Here is a 15,095-nt window from a genome sequence, read left to right on the forward strand (position 1 = left end):
TTTTCAAGTCCGGCGCACCAGTTTGGTTGATGCGGTTCCCTCCTGAAAACGTCTCCGTTCGGTTTCCGGGACTTGTCACCCCGGTCATTGCTGTAATGATGAAGATATATCAAGCACCGTGCCAACTTTTATTTTTATACTTTTCAACAAGTTATATTGTCACCTTCTATCGCCAGATGCTATGGTGTAATTAAATTCGCCAACAGTTAGCGAGATTAACCATGCAAAAGACAGATAATTTGATCGGTGAGTCCGAATCTTTCCTGGCCGTACTGGATCAGGCGTCGCGCCTGGCCCCGTTGCACCGTCCGATCCTGGTCCTGGGTGAGCGCGGCACCGGGAAAGAGCTGATTGCCCAGCGGATCCATTATCTGTCCAAACGCTGGGACCAGCCACTCGTCGCCCTTAACTGCGCCGCCCTGAGCGAAGGGGTGATTGACTCCGAGCTGTTCGGTCATGAAGCCGGCGCCTTCACCGGCGCCAAAGGCCGCCACCAGGGCCGATTTGAACGGGCCGAAGGCGGCACCCTGTTTCTTGACGAACTGGCCACGGCACCGCTTGGGGTCCAGGAAAAATTGCTGCGGGTCATTGAATATGGCGAATACGAGCGGGTCGGCGGCAGCCGCACCTGCCAGGCCAATGTCCGGCTGATCTGCGCCACCAATGACAACCTGCCCCAGTTGGCCGAAGACGGGAAATTTCGCGCCGATCTGCTCGATCGCCTGGCATTTGACATCATCCACCTGCCGCCGCTGCGGGCGCGCCGGGAAGATATCCTGCCGCTGGCAGACTATTACGCCGTGCGGATGTGTCGGGAGTTGGGTTTCGGCTACTTTGCCGGTTTTTCGCACGAAGCCCGGGCAGCACTTCTGGACTACCACTGGCCCGGTAATATCCGCGAGCTCAAAAACGTCGTTGAACGCTCGGTGTTCCGCCACAGCCAGGAAGATGAGCCGGTCGATGACATCATCATTGACCCGTTTCGCACGCCCTGGCAGCAGGAAATCGCGCCCCAAAGCGATTCGCCTGCAGCCCCCCCTGCGCCGCCAGCCCCGAGTTTCCCGCTCGATTTTCGCCAGTGGCAACAAGAGCAGGAAGTTACCCTCATCCGCCAGGCGCTGGCACAAGCCCGGTTTAATCAACGAAATGCCGCTGAGCTATTGGGTTTAAGCTACCATCAACTGAGAGGCCTGTTGCGCAAGTACCAACTGGTCGGCATGACGACCCCGTGATCCGGCGGATCACACCCGGCGCACACCCTCGATAAAAAACACCGCGTTTTGGCAGGTTATTTCACGGCAATGCTTGGTGCCGGTGATGGATAATGATAAATTTAACCACTTGTTTTCCAAAAATACATTTCGATATGAGCGCCTCAACTCGTCTACTGCTTGCGTGCCTCAGTCTGGTTAGCCTGATAGGCTGCTCAGAGCCACAGCGAGATAGCACCATTCGTAGCCGTGGCTTCGTCTATTGCGGGCAAGATACGCCGACCACCTTCAATCCCCAGCTGATTGACGGCGGACTGACCGCCGATACGCTTGCTGCTCAAATTTTCGACCGCCTGCTGATGCTCGATCCGGTCAGCCACCAGCCGCTGCCTTCTCTGGCCCGCAGCTGGACCATCAGTGATGACGGCCTGGCCTACACCTTCCAGCTACGCAAAGGGATTGAATTTCAAACCACCGAATGGTTCAAACCCACCCGGCGCTTCAATGCCCAGGACGTGGTGTTCAGCTTCCAGCGGATTATTAACCCCAAACACCCGTTCCATGCGGTGTCCGGCGGACGCTATCCGTGGTTTGAAAGCCAGGGCTTCAGCGAACTGATCGATCATATCGAAATGGAAGATTCCCATACCGTGACGTTTGTACTGACGCGTCCGGACAACGCCTTCCTGTCGAATCTGGCGACCAGCTACGCGGTGATCCACTCCCAGGAATATGCCCAGCGCCTGCTCAAGGCCGGACAGCTTCAACAGCTGGATATGAAACCCATCGGCACCGGTCCGTTCTATCTCGCCCAGTACCTGCCCGACGATTTGATCCGACTGAACCGCCATTGGGGATACTGGCAAGGCGCCGCGCCGATGGAGCAGGTGGTGTTTGACATTTCAGCCCGCGGCACCGGCACCCTGGCCAAGCTGCTGAGCAAAGAGTGTGATGTGCTGTCGTCCCCGGTCGCCAGCCAGCTGCCGGTGATCAGCAACAGCGAAGAATTCGAACTCATGGCCCAAACCGGCATGAACGTTGCCTTTGTTGCCCTGAACAACGACAAAGTCGTCATGAAGGATCCGCGCGTGAGACAGGCCATCAATCTGGCCATCAACCGCGACAACCTGCTCAACTCGGTGTATTACGGCACCGGCACCAAAGCCAAAAGTATCCTGCCGCCGATGTCCTGGGCCTATAACCACGGTAGCCAGGCGCTGGATTACGATCCGCAGCAGGCACGCGCCCTGCTGGAAGAGGCCGGCTATGCCGATCATCTGATCCTGACAATGTGGGTACCGATCGAGCCTCGCCCGTACAACCCGAGTCCGCGCAAGACCGCCGAGCTGATCCAGGCCGATCTGAAAACTGTCGGGATACGCCTGATCATCCTGGCCCAGGAGTCCGTCAGCCGCCTCAGTTCGACCTCCGCTTCAAACAGCGACATGCAGCTGACCGGCTGGATTGCCGATAACGGCGACCCGGATAATTTCTTCCGCCCGCTGCTGTCGTGTAGTGCCAAAGCTGCCGGACTGAACGTGGCCAACTGGTGCGAACTCAGCTTCGATAATCTGCTGGAGCTGGCATCACGGACCACCCAGCTCGAGCAACGAGTCAACTATTACCATCTGGCTCAGGATATCCTCGACGAACAGGTGCCGGTGATCCCACTGGCGCACGGGGTCCATTTTCAGGTTCATCATCAATCCCTTGGCGGCCTGCAAATGAGTCCGTTTGGCACCCGCTCTTTTGCCAGCGTTTATCGCAGCGAGTAACCGCATGTTTATTTACACAATTCGCCGATTAAATCTGTTTTTGATCACCATGGCCATCCTGACGCTGGTCGGGTTCAGCATTCTGCGTCTGGATCCGAACCTGCAATGGAACCAGCAGCCGTTCTGGAGCGGCTGGTTCATCTATCTGGAAAACCTGCTGGCCGGGAACCTGGGCCTCAACACCAATGGCGAGCCAATTACCCAAGATGTGCTGGCCGCCTTCCCGGCGACCATGGAACTCTGTTTCTTTGCCTTTGTGTTGTCGCTGCTGGTCGGGATCCCGCTCGGAACATGGGCCGGGGTGAAACGCGGGCGCCTGATTGATACATCGATTTCTTCCTTGGCGCTGCTCGGCTACTCCATTCCGGTGTTCTGGCTGGCGGTGTTGCTGATCATGCTGTTCTCGCAGCAGCTCGGCTGGCTGCCGGTTGCCGGTCGCTACAGTCTGTTATATGAGATCAAGCCGGTCACCGGCGTGGCCTTAATTGATGTGATCTTGTCGGACAAGCCCTATCGCACCGAAGCACTGATGGATACAATTCGCCACCTGATCCTGCCGACCCTGGTGCTGGCGATGGCGCCGACCACGGAGGTGATCCGCCTGACCCGGGCATCGGTGTCAGAAATTATGGGACAGAACTTTATCAAGGTGGCCCAGACCAAGGGCCTGTCGATGTTTGAGATCATCCGCCGTCACGTGATGAAAAATGCCATTCCGCCGATCATTCCCAAACTGGGGATGCAATTTTCCACCATGATGACCTTCGCCATGCTCACGGAGTCGATCTTCAACTGGCCCGGTATCGGTCGCTGGCTGCTCAATGCGATTGCCGGTCAGGATTATGTGGCGATCCAGGCCGGGGTGATTGCCGTCGGCAGCTTTATTCTAATCGCCAACATCCTGTCGGATTTGGCCGGCGCGATCGCCAACCCGCTCGTCAGAAAGGAATGGTATGCTATCAAATAACATTTACCAGGAGCTGAAAATCCCGACCCAGTGGGAGCGGGCCTGGCAAAATTTCCGCACCAATTCGCTGGCGATGTTCGGCCTCTGGTGCCTGCTGTTCCTGCTCCTCATCACCGTGACCGCGCCGTGGATCATCCCGTATTCACCTTATGATCAGGTCGGTGAGTTACTGATGCCCCCTTCGTGGGATCCGACCGGTCATGTCGAGTATTTCTTCGGCACCGATGATCTGGGACGGGATATTTTCAGTCGCCTGCTCGTCGGCTCCCAGCTGACCTTCGGCTATGCGCTGCTGATTGCGCTAGCTTCGAGTGTGATCGGGATTGCCATCGGCGTGATGGCGGGGATGACCCAGGGCTTGAAATCCAGTTTTCTCAACCACCTGCTTGATACCGTGTTATCGATCCCGTCCCTGTTGCTGGCAATTATTGTCGTGGCCTATATGGGACCGGGCGAACTCAATATCCTGCTGGCGATCTGGCTGGCGCTGATCCCGCGCTTTATTCGCGCGGTGTATACCGCAGTGCATAATGAAGTGGAAAAAGACTACATCATTGCCGCGCGGCTGGATGGCGCCAACAATTTCTACCTGCTGTATCACTCGATCATGCCCAATATCCTGACGGTGATTTCCAACGAGCTGACCCGGGCGATCTCCATTGCCATTTTGGATCTGGCAGCGCTGGGCTTTCTCGGCCTCGGTGCCCAGGCACCCTCGGCAGAATGGGGCGCGATGCTGGGCGACTCGATTGAACTGATCTACCTGGCACCGTGGACCGTAACGTTGCCGGGGCTGGCCATCACTTTCAGCGTATTGGTTATAAACTTAGTAGGAGAAGGACTCCGCCAGGCCATTAATGCGGGGATAGACTAATGCCACTGCTCGATATTCGTAATCTCACCATTGAAATTGAAACCCCCCAGGGGATGGTCAAAGCGGTTGATCGGATGAGCCTGACGCTGAGCGAAGGAGAAATCCGCGGCTTGGTGGGTGAATCCGGCTCCGGTAAAAGCCTGGTCGCCAAAGCCATCGCGGGCGTCACCAAAGACAGCTGGCGGGTCAGTGCCGACCGCCTGCGCCTGGCTGATATTGACTTGCTGACTCTCTCGGCCCGTGAGCGCCGAAAAGTGGTTGGCCGGGAAATTGCCATGATTTTCCAGGAGCCTTCCTCCTGTCTCGACCCGTCCGAGCAGGTCGGCGAACAGCTTGAGGAAGCAATCCCAGCCGGCTCGTTCACCGGAAGCTGGTGGCAGCGGTTTCACTGGCGGCAGAAACAGGCGATTGCTCTGCTGCACAAAGTCGGGATCAAGGATCACAAGCGGGTCCTGAAAAGCTATCCGTATGAGCTCACCGATGGTGAATGCCAGAAGGTGATGATTGCGATGGCGATCGCCAACCGCCCTCGCCTGCTGATTGCCGACGAGCCGACCAACGATCTTGACCCCATCACCCAATCCCAGATCTTCCGTCTGCTGAGCCGGATGAACCAGCTCAGCAATACCACCATTTTGCTGGTCAGCCACGATTTGACCATGGTGACGCAGTGGGCGGACCGGATCACTGTGATGTACTGCGGCCAGGCGGTGGAGTCTGGCAGCCGAAAACAACTGCTGGAATCCCCCCACCATCCTTATACCGAAGCCCTGCTGCATGCCATGCCGGATTTTAACCTCGATGTCCTGCCGCATAAGTGCAAGCTGGAAACCCTGCCGGGCTCAATCCCGCCGTTACAGCATTTGCCGATTGGCTGCCGTCTGGGACCGCGCTGCCCGCATGCTCAGCGCAAGTGTGTCGAAGTGCCGAAGCGCCGAAAAATCAAAAACCATAAATTCAGCTGCCACTTTCCGCTGAATATGGAGGATACCCAGAAGTGAGTGCGCTCCTTGAAGTCGAACACCTGAAGAAAGACTATCATTACCGCTCCGGGCTGTTTCGCCGCCGGACCATTGAGGCCGTCAAACCGGTCTCGTTTTCTCTCGAAGCCGGGGAAACCCTGGCATTTATCGGGGAAAACGGCTCAGGTAAATCGACGCTGGCGAGAATGCTGTCCGGGGTGGTCGAACCGACCGAAGGTATCATTCGGGTCAATGGTGAGCCGCTGGCTTACCATGACTTCCAGACACGGTGTAAATTGATCCGGATGATTTTTCAGGATCCCAACACCTCGCTCAATCCCCGGATCCAGATCGGCCAGATCCTCGAAGGGCCGCTGAAACGAAACACCAACATGACACCGCAGGCTCGTGAGCAACGGATCATGGAAACACTGCGGCGGGTCGGGCTGTTGCCGGAGCACGCCTATTTTTATCCGCAGATGCTGGCCACCGGACAAAAGCAGCGGGTTTCCCTGGCCCGCGCCCTGATCCTGCAACCCTGCATTATTGTTGCCGATGAGGCCCTGAACGGCCTGGATATGTCGATGCGCTCGCAAATTATCAACCTGCTGCTCGAATTGCAGGAAGAGATGGGCTTGTCGTATATCTATGTGTCGCAGCACATGGGGGTGATTAAGCACTTCACCGATAAAGTGATGGTGATGCAAAACGGTGAGGTGGTCGAACAAGGATTGACTCAGGAAGTGTTTAACAACCCACAGCATCCCCTGACCCAGAAATTGCTCGACAGCCACTTCTCAGCCCACTCCCTCGACCGACGCAGCCGCCGCTCGGCCAAGGTTGAATGCTAACGAACTGAAAAGAGTTGTCCTAAACCGGGCTGCTGAACCCGACGACCACGGCGCCGAGCATCACGGCGCCGGCAATGGGAATGATCACGTATTTGCGCAGGGCCGGTGTCCCGATCACACTGGCCATGCCCATTTTCACCAGGCTATTGACGGCTGAAGCAATAAAAATCCCAAGCACGGCCGTCGAGAGCAACAGGCTGCCGGTACTTTGCCGCCCCAGCGCCAGGGTGATCGCATCCACGTCGGTGATCCCCGAGATCATCGCCAGCAGCAAGGTCCCGGTATCACCGAACCACTCCTGAAGCAGATTCGACAGCAGCATAATCACCAACAACACCAGACCGAAGATAAATGCAGAGGACAACGCCAGTGGATTTTGATTCAGCTCCGGCGCCTCACTGCCATCTAGGCGGTTATGACGCCATATCCAGTAAGCCGGGAGATAAAACCCCAGCATCATCACGACCATGGGTGGCCACAGCATCTCAACCAACTGATAGTTCACCACGGAGCAAACCAGGATGATCCGGGGAAACATGGTCCCGCAGCTGATCAGGATCCCACTCGCCAGCAAACCACTGAGCCTGGGTTGCTGCTTGGACAGATTGGCAAACTGGAGCGTCAGCGCGGTTGATGAGCTCAAACCAGCAAACAGGCAGGTAAACAGGATCCCTTTTTCAGCACCACCAATCTTAATGGCAAAATACCCGACAAATGAGATCCCGGCGATCAGCACCACCATCCACCAGATCTCATATGGGTTAATCGCCTGCCATGGCCCAAAGCCTTCATTGGGCAGCAGCGGCAACATCACCACGGAGATCAGCAACAACTTCAGGGCTGCGTCCAGCTCATACGCCTGCAGCTTCATCAGGGCTTCATGCAGCTCGGTTTTGTTATCCAGAATAATGGCCGTGATCACGGCTGCTGAGGCTGCAACTACCGGCTCACCGATCACCGCCAGACTGCCGAGCAGAAAGGTGATCAGCATGCCGACAATGCCAGTAATACTCAGGTTGGATTTCACTTTCTGGCTGTTGAGATAGGCAGCAATGATCAGCACCGCAAACGCCACCAGTGCAAAGCCCAGGAACAGTTCGGAAAACACCTGGGCCAGCCGACCGCTTAATCCCCCCATCAGTCCGATCAGAGAATAAGTACGGATCCCGGCAATCCGCGAGCCGGCCGCCTCATGGCGTCCTTCCCAGCCGCGCTGAATGCCGATAATTGCGCCCAGCAGTAAGGCAATGGCAAGCCGTACAAACGGGGAGGTGAAGTCCAGGTTCGGTTCCATCGCATATCCCTATCCATCTGAGTTACTGACAGTGTAGACCTCCCGGAAAGAGTCAACTGATTGTTCTGTCACGGATTTCAACTCTTACCAGAGACAAAGTAACCCGAATTTCACCCAACGCAGACGGCAAAGCCATTCTCTTCAAGGCGCACTACAACGAAAACAGGCCCTGAAAAGGGCCTGCTGAAAGATGACTCGTCCGAAGGGCTCAAGCTAAGATTACACGAGGCTCTGATTGATTGCCGCCAGGACGGCTGCCGGATCATCGGCTTGGGTAATTGGCCGACCGATCACCAGATAATCAGATCCCGCCTGAACCGCCTCAACCGGCGTCATCACCCGGCGCTGATCACCCGCAGCACTCCCTGCCGGACGGATCCCCGGTGTCACCAGTTTAAACTCGCGACCCAGTTCGGTTTTGAGCAATGTCGCTTCCTGCGCCGAGCACACGACGCCGTCCAGACCGCTGTTTTGGGTCAGGCGCGCCAAATTCAGGACATGTTCCTGTGGCTCGGCCGTTATCCCAATGCCACGTAGGTCCGAGGCTTCCATGCTCGTCAGTACCGTCACCGCAATCAGCAGCGGACGATCCTTGCCGAATGGCTCCAGGATTTCACGGGACGCAGCCATCATTCGCTCACCGCCACTGGCGTGAACATTCACCATCCACACCCCGAGTTCCGCAGCGGCAGCAACCGCACGTGAACACGTATTCGGGATATCATGAAATTTCAGATCCAGAAATACTGAATGGCCCCGATCATGCAGTTTACGCACAAAATCAGGGCCAAAATAAGTAAACATCTCTTTGCCGACTTTGAGTCGACAAGTTCCCGGCTCAATCCGGTCAACAAAGGCAAGAGCCTCATTCTGACTTGGATAATCGAGCGCGACAATGACTTTTGGATCCAACATGGCATCTCCTGCTTGGTAATGGGTAAAACTCGCCCAGCCCCCCTGAGCGCGGTCGGGATTGTACCGTAAAAATGTTTTTTTGCGAGTATTTCTTCAAATTTTGTTGTTAAGCGCTAAAAGGATGACTTTTCTGAGTTTGCCAATCGTTTGTCCGCCGCCAAAGCTCTCAGGAAATTCACCACATCAGCATCGGCCCTTCAAACCGCAGACAATAAAAAGCCCGCATCAGATATTGCGGGCTTCTTTCACAGGATTATTCGCCATCCAGGCCACGGATCGGCTTCACACCGCCCCAGCCTTTACAGGACGGACATTGCCAGTACAGCGAATGGGTAGCAAAGCCACACTTACGACAACGGAAATGGGGTTTGGCTTTCAGCTGTTCGCCGACCAAGGCACGCAGGGTACTCAGGCTTTCTTTGGCCCGGCCCTCTTCGGCTTCTGCAAGATGATAATCCATCAACTGATAAAAGCCTTTCATGGTCGGGTTTTTGGTCAGCTGGCGGGTCATAAAGGTTTGGGCGGGAACCGGCCCTTCCTGCTTGGCAATTTCGTCCGCCAGCATCAGCTCTGCTGTGGCACCGGCATTGAGTTCCACACAGTGCTGGAGGTACTTATACCATCCCGACTCGTTCCCGGTCGCCTCGTAGCATTGCAGCAGCAATGGCAGGGTTTCGCTGACGTAATCGGTATCCTGCTCAGCGACCCGCTCCAGTTGCTTCAGGGCGGCTTTATAGTCTTCTTCACTGATCAGGATCTTGGCCATCATCATGGAGGCCCGTACACACGCTTTGTCTGCTGACAGCGCCTTTTTCAAATACTGCTTGGCCTTATCCATGTTCAGGGCACTCAGCTCCAGCATCGCCGTCTCGCACCAGTAATGGGCTATGTCGTGCTTAAGCTTGGTTTTGCCCATCTTGACCAACTGGCCGGCCATCTCTATCGCTTTATCCCACTCGCGGGTTTGCTGATAGATGGTCAATAGTTGCTGCAATGCCCCTTTGCGATGCTCCGGCTCATCGAGCAACTGTTCAAAAATTTTCTCGGCGCGATCAAAGAATCCGGCAGCCATGTAATCCTTAGCCAACTGCTGCAGGGCCAGATTGCGTTGATCGATCGTCAAATTCGGACGCGCAATCAAATTCTGGTGGATCCGAATAGCGCGATCTACCTCACCCCGGCTGCGGAACAGGTTCCCCAAAGCAAGGTGAGTATCGATCGTTTCACTGTCAACTTGGAGCAGTTCAATGAACACATCCACCGCTTTATCTGACTGATCAGATAACAGCAGGTTCAAACCAGTCACATACTGGCGTGACATGTGGTGAGACTGCTCCTGTTGTTTATTACTAGCGCTCCTGTTACCCATGTACCAGCCGTAAGCGGCGGCAATTGGCAATAACAGGAACAACAGCTCTAGCATTAATGTTTATTCCTTCACAGGCTCAGCACGCAGCTGCGCTAGCTCTTGTTGCTGTTTCGCGACTTTCTTACTCAGACGATTTCTGGAGAAACGGGCTTTCAGATACAGCATACCGCAGATCAGCCAACCAATGGCAAAGCCACCGCCAAATGCAATGCCGAGCAGCGTCGACAACTGGAACTCACCCTGAGCAATCAGATAATCAAAATTCACTAACTGTTGGTTTTGCGCACCCAACGCCAGCGTAATAAGGAAGCAGACCACCAAAACAAGAATGCTTATTATCTTCATCGTAAATCCTTCTTACTTGATCGATAGTTGATGGGTTGATTATGCAAGATTTTCACACATCAGACCATGATCAATAGACATAAAAAAACGGCATACTTTCAGCATGCCGTTTTTTTGTTCTAATTGCGTTTAATTCGCTGCGAAAGCAGCGTTCACGCGATCACGTAATTCCTTGCCCGGTTTAAAGTGAGGCACGTACTTGCCGTCCAACTCAACTTTATCTCCGGTCTTCGGATTACGCCCAACGCGTGGAGCACGGTAATGCAAGGAGAAGCTACCAAAGCCACGGATTTCAATACGGTCGCCCTCAGCAAGTGTGGTCGCCATATGCTCAAGGATTTCCTTGATCGCATCTTCTACTTGTTTCGCAGAAAGATGTGTTTGTTGACTGCACAGCCTTTCAATTAATTCAGACTTTGTCATAAACACTCCGTTTTTAGTATGTTTCTCAATAGTATAACCGCTTAGGGGGAAAAGTGTTCCCCCTATGCTCAATTATTCGCCTTTAGCCGCTTTGAAAGCATCAGCCATTGCGTTACCGAACGCAGCGTCATCTTGCTTGTTCAGGGCAGCCATTGCTTCTTGCTCTTCAGCAACGTCTTTCGCACGAACAGACAGATTGATTACGCGGTTCTTACGGTCAACGCCTGTGAATTTAGCTTCAACAGAATCGCCAACAGACAGAACCAGAGTTGCGTCTTCAACACGGTCAACAGATGCTTCAGAAGCGCGCAGGTAGCCTTCAACACCTTCGATCAGCTCAACAGTTGCGCCTTTCGCGTCAACAGCAGTAACAGTACCAGTTACCAGAGCGCCTTTCTTGTTCATAGCAACGAAGCCGTTGAACGGATCTTCTTCGATTTGCTTAACGCCCAGAGAGATACGCTCACGCTCTGCGTCAACAGCCAGAACAACTGCAGAGATCTCGTCGCCTTTCTTGAAGTCACGAACAGCTTCTTCACCAGCAACATTCCAAGAAATGTCAGACAGGTGAACCAGACCGTCGATGCCGCCTTCAAGACCGATGAAGATACCGAAGTCAGTGATAGACTTGATCTTACCAGTTACGCGGTCGCCTTTGGCTTGCATTTCTGCAAATGACTGCCATGGGTTCGCTTTACACTGCTTCAGACCCAGGCTGATGCGACGACGCTCTTCGTCGATGTCCAGAACCATAACTTCAACTTCGTCACCCACATTAACAACTTTAGATGGGTGAATGTTCTTGTTGGTCCAGTCCATTTCAGACACGTGTACCAGACCTTCAACGCCTTCTTCGATTTCAACGAAGCAGCCGTAGTCAGTCAGGTTCGTTACGCGGCCAGACAGCTTAGTGCCTTCTGGGTAACGCTTAGCGATAGCAACCCATGGATCTTCACCCAGTTGCTTCAGACCCAGAGATACGCGAGTACGCTCACGGTCGAACTTCAGAACCTTCACGTTGATCTCGTCGCCAACGTTCACGATTTCTGATGGGTGCTTAACGCGTTTCCAAGCCATGTCAGTGATGTGCAGCAGGCCGTCAACACCGCCCAGATCTACGAATGCACCGTAGTCGGTCAGGTTCTTAACGATACCTTTAACTTCCATGCCTTCTTGCAGAGAAGCCAGCAGCTCATCACGCTCAACACTGTTCTCAGACTCGATAACAGCACGGCGAGAAACAACAACGTTGTTACGCTTCTGGTCCAGCTTGATTACTTTGAACTCAAGCTCTTTGTTTTCCAGGTGAGCAGTGTCACGTACTGGACGAACGTCAACCAGTGAACCAGGCAGGAATGCACGGATGCCGTTCAGCTCAACCGTGAAACCACCTTTAACTTTACCGTTGATGATACCAACAACAGTTTCAGCATCTTCGTAAGCTTTTTCCAGTTGGATCCAAGCTTCGTGGCGCTTCGCTTTTTCACGAGACAGCTTAGTTTCACCGAAGCCGTCTTCAACAGCGTCCAGAGCTACGTCAACTTCTGCACCGATTTCGATTTCAATTTCGCCAGCGGCGTTTTTGAATTCTTCAACAGGGATAGAAGACTCAGACTTCAGGCCCGCGTCAACCAGTACATAACCGTTTTCGATCGCTACAACAGTACCTTTAACAATGGCACCTTGGCGCGTTTCTACTTCTTTCAGTGACTCTTCAAAGAGCTGAGCAAAAGATTCAATCATTATTTAATCTTCAATGTGATAAACAACCATGGGTATCCTACCACATGGGGTTGGGGGTATAGTCAGTATTCATCCTTGGTACCGACGCCATCATGTTGATTACTCAACTGATAATTTCGTTTCAATATATGCCAACACTTCGGCAGTAACTTGCTCTATTGACATCTCAGTAGAGTCTAGCACCAAAGCATCGGCCGCGGGACGCAACGGGGCTACCGCTCGATTACGGTCGCGATCGTCACGTTCCTGAATTTCGTTCAAAAGACTATCAAAGTTAACATCTAAGCCTTTCTGTTGCAACTGGTTCATGCGGCGAATTGCACGCTCGTGCGCGCTGGCATCGAGAAAAATCTTCACTTCGGCACTCGGGAAGACCACAGTCCCCATGTCCCGTCCGTCAGCCACCAGGCCAGGCGCTTCGCTAAACGCCCGCTGGCGACGCAGCAGTGCTTCACGAACCCGGGGTAGCGCAGCCACCTTCGACGCCGCATTCCCCGTTTCTTCTTTACGCAGCTCTCCCGAGACATCCTCGCCTTCGAGGATCACTTTCACCAACTCACCTTCGGCTTTAAATTCCACATCCAGGTGCGCGGCCAACGGAACCAGAGCGTCTTCTGATTCAAGATCAACACCATGATGAATGGCTGCCAGGGCCAGGACACGATAAATCGCACCGGAGTCCAGCAGCTTCCAGCCCAGTTTTTCTGCCAACAGCATACAGAGCGTGCCCTTACCGGCACCGCTTGGCCCATCAACAGTGATCACTGGAGCATGTGTAGACATAGGTTTTCTCCGAATTGGTTCCAAATTAAGCTTCAATACCAAACACTTTGTCGGGGATGCCAACAGTATGTTTGGTATTCTCACTCTTAAACGGGGGCGTATTATACGAGAAAAACCACTTCAATTCTATCAAATCAGGGGGTTGAAAAGGCAGAATCGGCAGCACCCCCTCTCCGCTTGGCCGGAAATAAAAAAGCCCGCAGTGTGCGGGCTTGTTTATCTCCGACCAAGCGGGACCGTTCGGCGAACTTAGCGACTCAATAGCGCCAGTTTGTCGAAATAGTCCGGGAAGGTTTTGGAAGTACATTTCGGATCGTTGATCGTCACCGGGGTATCACTTAGTGCCACCAGCGAGAAACACATTGCCATGCGGTGATCATCATAGGTGTCAATGGCCGCATGTTTCAGCTGCGCCGGCGGGGTGATTTTGATGTAATCTTCCCCTTCTTCAACCTCAGCACCGACTTTACGCAGTTCGGTCGCCATAGCCGCCAGGCGGTCCGTTTCTTTCACCCGCCAGTTGTAGACATTTCGAATGACAGTCGTCCCTTCGGCAAACAGCGCCGTGGTCGCAATGGTCATGGCAGCATCCGGAATATGGTTAAAATCCATATCAACCGCTTTAAGCTCGCCGCGGCGGGCAATCACGTAATCATCGCCCCACTCGATCTCGGCGCCCATCGCTGCCAGCGCATCAGCAAACTGCACATCCCCCTGGATGCTTTTCTTGCCGATACCGGTTACTTTGATTTCACCACCTTTAATCGCGGCGGCAGCCAGGAAGTAAGAGGCGGACGAAGCATCCCCCTCAACCAAAAAATCACCCGGGGCCTGGTAAGTCTGGCCACCCTTCACCACAAAGACTTCATAATTGAGGTTTTCAACAATCACCCCGAATTGGGCCATGATGTGCAGGGTAATATCAATATAAGGCTTGGAGACCAGCTCCCCCTTAATGCGGATCACCGTATCCCCTTCCGCCAACGGCGCCGCCATTAAAAAAGCGGTCAGGAACTGGCTGGAGATCGAGCCGTCAATTTCCACGTCCCCGCCTTTCAGGCCGGTACCGATAATTTTCAGCGGTGGATAATTGTCGTTTTCCAGGTAAGTGATATCGGCTCCGGCTGCCCGTAGCGCATCCACCAGATGGCCGATTGGCCGTTCTTTCATCCGCGGCTCACCAGTCAGGATAAACTCGCCGCTCCCCAGACACAGGGCGGCAGCCAGCGGACGCATCGCAGTCCCGGCATTGCCCAAAAACAGCTCTAGGGCTTGCGTCGGTGCAAACGCATGACCTAATCCGTGGACTTCACACACGGTTTTATCTTCTGAAAGCTGATAGCTCACCCCCAATTGCGTCAACGCATTGAGCATATGGCGAATGTCGTCACTATCCAGCAGGTTGGTCAGTCGTGTGGTCCCTTGTGCTAACGCTGCCAATAACAGGGCGCGATTTGAAACACTCTTCGACCCCGGTAGATTCACTTCCCCATTCATCTGTTGTATCGGCTGTAACGTTAAACTGTCCATCTGTCTCTCTTCTATCCTGTTTTTTCGGCGTTCTCGCAGATTAGCGAATAATG

General features: G+C 54.0%; 14 protein-coding genes. 6 read left to right on the plus strand and 8 right to left on the minus strand.

Features of this window, described 5'->3' with window-relative positions:
• Positions 1-221 precede the first annotated feature (221 nt).
• From pspF to VV869_RS00600, 6 genes are all read left to right on the plus strand, one after another.
• Entirely contained in the window at positions 222-1,232 is a 1,011-nt protein-coding gene (gene pspF / locus VV869_RS00575) for a phage shock protein operon transcriptional activator (protein WP_337733082.1), read from the plus strand.
• 134 nt (positions 1,233-1,366) lie between these two features.
• The gene (gene sapA, locus VV869_RS00580; protein WP_337733083.1) at positions 1,367-2,986 is read left to right on the plus strand and encodes an ABC transporter substrate-binding protein SapA; all 1,620 of its coding nucleotides are present in this window, start codon (positions 1,367-1,369) and stop codon (positions 2,984-2,986) included.
• A gap of 4 nt (positions 2,987-2,990) precedes the next feature.
• Positions 2,991-3,953 (plus strand): putrescine export ABC transporter permease SapB, encoded by a 963-nt coding sequence (gene sapB, locus VV869_RS00585; RefSeq protein WP_337733085.1) that lies wholly within the window; start codon positions 2,991-2,993, stop codon positions 3,951-3,953.
• Entirely contained in the window at positions 3,940-4,827 is an 888-nt protein-coding gene (gene sapC / locus VV869_RS00590) for a putrescine export ABC transporter permease SapC (protein WP_337733086.1), read from the plus strand. Before sapB ends, sapC begins: the two co-directional genes overlap by 14 nt.
• Positions 4,827-5,828 carry a peptide ABC transporter ATP-binding protein gene (locus tag VV869_RS00595; protein WP_337733087.1) on the plus strand — a complete coding sequence of 334 codons (1,002 nt, stop codon included), beginning with the start codon at positions 4,827-4,829 and terminating at the stop codon, positions 5,826-5,828. Before sapC ends, VV869_RS00595 begins: the two co-directional genes overlap by 1 nt.
• Positions 5,825-6,640 carry a peptide ABC transporter ATP-binding protein gene (locus VV869_RS00600; RefSeq protein WP_337733088.1) on the plus strand — a complete coding sequence of 272 codons (816 nt, stop codon included), beginning with the start codon at positions 5,825-5,827 and terminating at the stop codon, positions 6,638-6,640. Before VV869_RS00595 ends, VV869_RS00600 begins: the two co-directional genes overlap by 4 nt.
• 19 nt (positions 6,641-6,659) lie before the next feature.
• Here the strand turns inward: VV869_RS00600 and VV869_RS00605 are convergent, their stop codons facing one another.
• From VV869_RS00605 to aroA, 8 genes are all read right to left on the minus strand, one after another.
• On the minus strand, positions 6,660-7,934 hold the full coding sequence (locus VV869_RS00605; RefSeq protein WP_337733089.1) for an MgtC/SapB family protein: 1,275 nt from the start codon (positions 7,932-7,934) through the stop codon (positions 6,660-6,662).
• A gap of 219 nt (positions 7,935-8,153) precedes the next feature.
• Positions 8,154-8,849: an orotidine-5'-phosphate decarboxylase gene (gene pyrF / locus VV869_RS00610; RefSeq protein ID WP_337733090.1), complete on the minus strand. Its 696-nt coding sequence runs from the start codon at positions 8,847-8,849 to the stop codon at positions 8,154-8,156.
• 253 nt (positions 8,850-9,102) lie between these two features.
• Positions 9,103-10,272 carry a lipopolysaccharide assembly protein LapB gene (lapB, locus tag VV869_RS00615; protein WP_337733091.1) on the minus strand — a complete coding sequence of 390 codons (1,170 nt, stop codon included), beginning with the start codon at positions 10,270-10,272 and terminating at the stop codon, positions 9,103-9,105.
• A gap of 6 nt (positions 10,273-10,278) precedes the next feature.
• Positions 10,279-10,563, minus strand: coding sequence for a LapA family protein (locus tag VV869_RS00620; RefSeq protein WP_337733092.1), 285 nt, complete (start codon positions 10,561-10,563; stop codon positions 10,279-10,281).
• Between the two features lie 129 nt (positions 10,564-10,692).
• The gene (ihfB, locus tag VV869_RS00625) at positions 10,693-10,986 is read right to left on the minus strand and encodes an integration host factor subunit beta (RefSeq protein ID WP_261602261.1); all 294 of its coding nucleotides are present in this window, start codon (positions 10,984-10,986) and stop codon (positions 10,693-10,695) included.
• 72 nt (positions 10,987-11,058) lie between these two features.
• Positions 11,059-12,729 carry a 30S ribosomal protein S1 gene (gene rpsA, locus VV869_RS00630; RefSeq protein ID WP_337733093.1) on the minus strand — a complete coding sequence of 557 codons (1,671 nt, stop codon included), beginning with the start codon at positions 12,727-12,729 and terminating at the stop codon, positions 11,059-11,061.
• 99 nt (positions 12,730-12,828) lie between these two features.
• The gene (gene cmk, locus VV869_RS00635) at positions 12,829-13,512 is read right to left on the minus strand and encodes a (d)CMP kinase (protein ID WP_337733094.1); all 684 of its coding nucleotides are present in this window, start codon (positions 13,510-13,512) and stop codon (positions 12,829-12,831) included.
• 249 nt (positions 13,513-13,761) lie between these two features.
• Positions 13,762-15,042: a 3-phosphoshikimate 1-carboxyvinyltransferase gene (gene aroA / locus VV869_RS00640; RefSeq protein ID WP_337733095.1), complete on the minus strand. Its 1,281-nt coding sequence runs from the start codon at positions 15,040-15,042 to the stop codon at positions 13,762-13,764.
• Positions 15,043-15,095: the final 53 nt, after the last annotated feature.

This window comes from Photobacterium sp. MCCC 1A19761 (genome assembly GCF_037389125.1).
Taxonomy (GTDB): domain Bacteria; phylum Pseudomonadota; class Gammaproteobacteria; order Enterobacterales; family Vibrionaceae; genus Photobacterium.

Coding starts and splice junctions, on each gene's coding strand:
- pspF (WP_337733082.1), top strand. CDS start 222: ATGCAAAAGACAGATAATTTGATCGGTGAGTCCGAATCTTTCCTGGCC.
- sapA (WP_337733083.1), top strand. CDS start 1,367: ATGAGCGCCTCAACTCGTCTACTGCTTGCGTGCCTCAGTCTGGTTAGC.
- sapB (WP_337733085.1), top strand. CDS start 2,991: ATGTTTATTTACACAATTCGCCGATTAAATCTGTTTTTGATCACCATG.
- sapC (WP_337733086.1), top strand. CDS start 3,940: ATGCTATCAAATAACATTTACCAGGAGCTGAAAATCCCGACCCAGTGG.
- VV869_RS00595 (WP_337733087.1), top strand. CDS start 4,827: ATGCCACTGCTCGATATTCGTAATCTCACCATTGAAATTGAAACCCCC.
- VV869_RS00605 (WP_337733089.1), bottom strand. CDS start 7,934: ATGGAACCGAACCTGGACTTCACCTCCCCGTTTGTACGGCTTGCCATT.
- pyrF (WP_337733090.1), bottom strand. CDS start 8,849: ATGTTGGATCCAAAAGTCATTGTCGCGCTCGATTATCCAAGTCAGAAT.
- lapB (WP_337733091.1), bottom strand. CDS start 10,272: ATGCTAGAGCTGTTGTTCCTGTTATTGCCAATTGCCGCCGCTTACGGC.
- VV869_RS00620 (WP_337733092.1), bottom strand. CDS start 10,563: ATGAAGATAATAAGCATTCTTGTTTTGGTGGTCTGCTTCCTTATTACG.
- ihfB (WP_261602261.1), bottom strand. CDS start 10,986: ATGACAAAGTCTGAATTAATTGAAAGGCTGTGCAGTCAACAAACACAT.
- rpsA (WP_337733093.1), bottom strand. CDS start 12,729: ATGATTGAATCTTTTGCTCAGCTCTTTGAAGAGTCACTGAAAGAAGTA.
- cmk (WP_337733094.1), bottom strand. CDS start 13,512: ATGTCTACACATGCTCCAGTGATCACTGTTGATGGGCCAAGCGGTGCC.
- aroA (WP_337733095.1), bottom strand. CDS start 15,042: ATGGACAGTTTAACGTTACAGCCGATACAACAGATGAATGGGGAAGTG.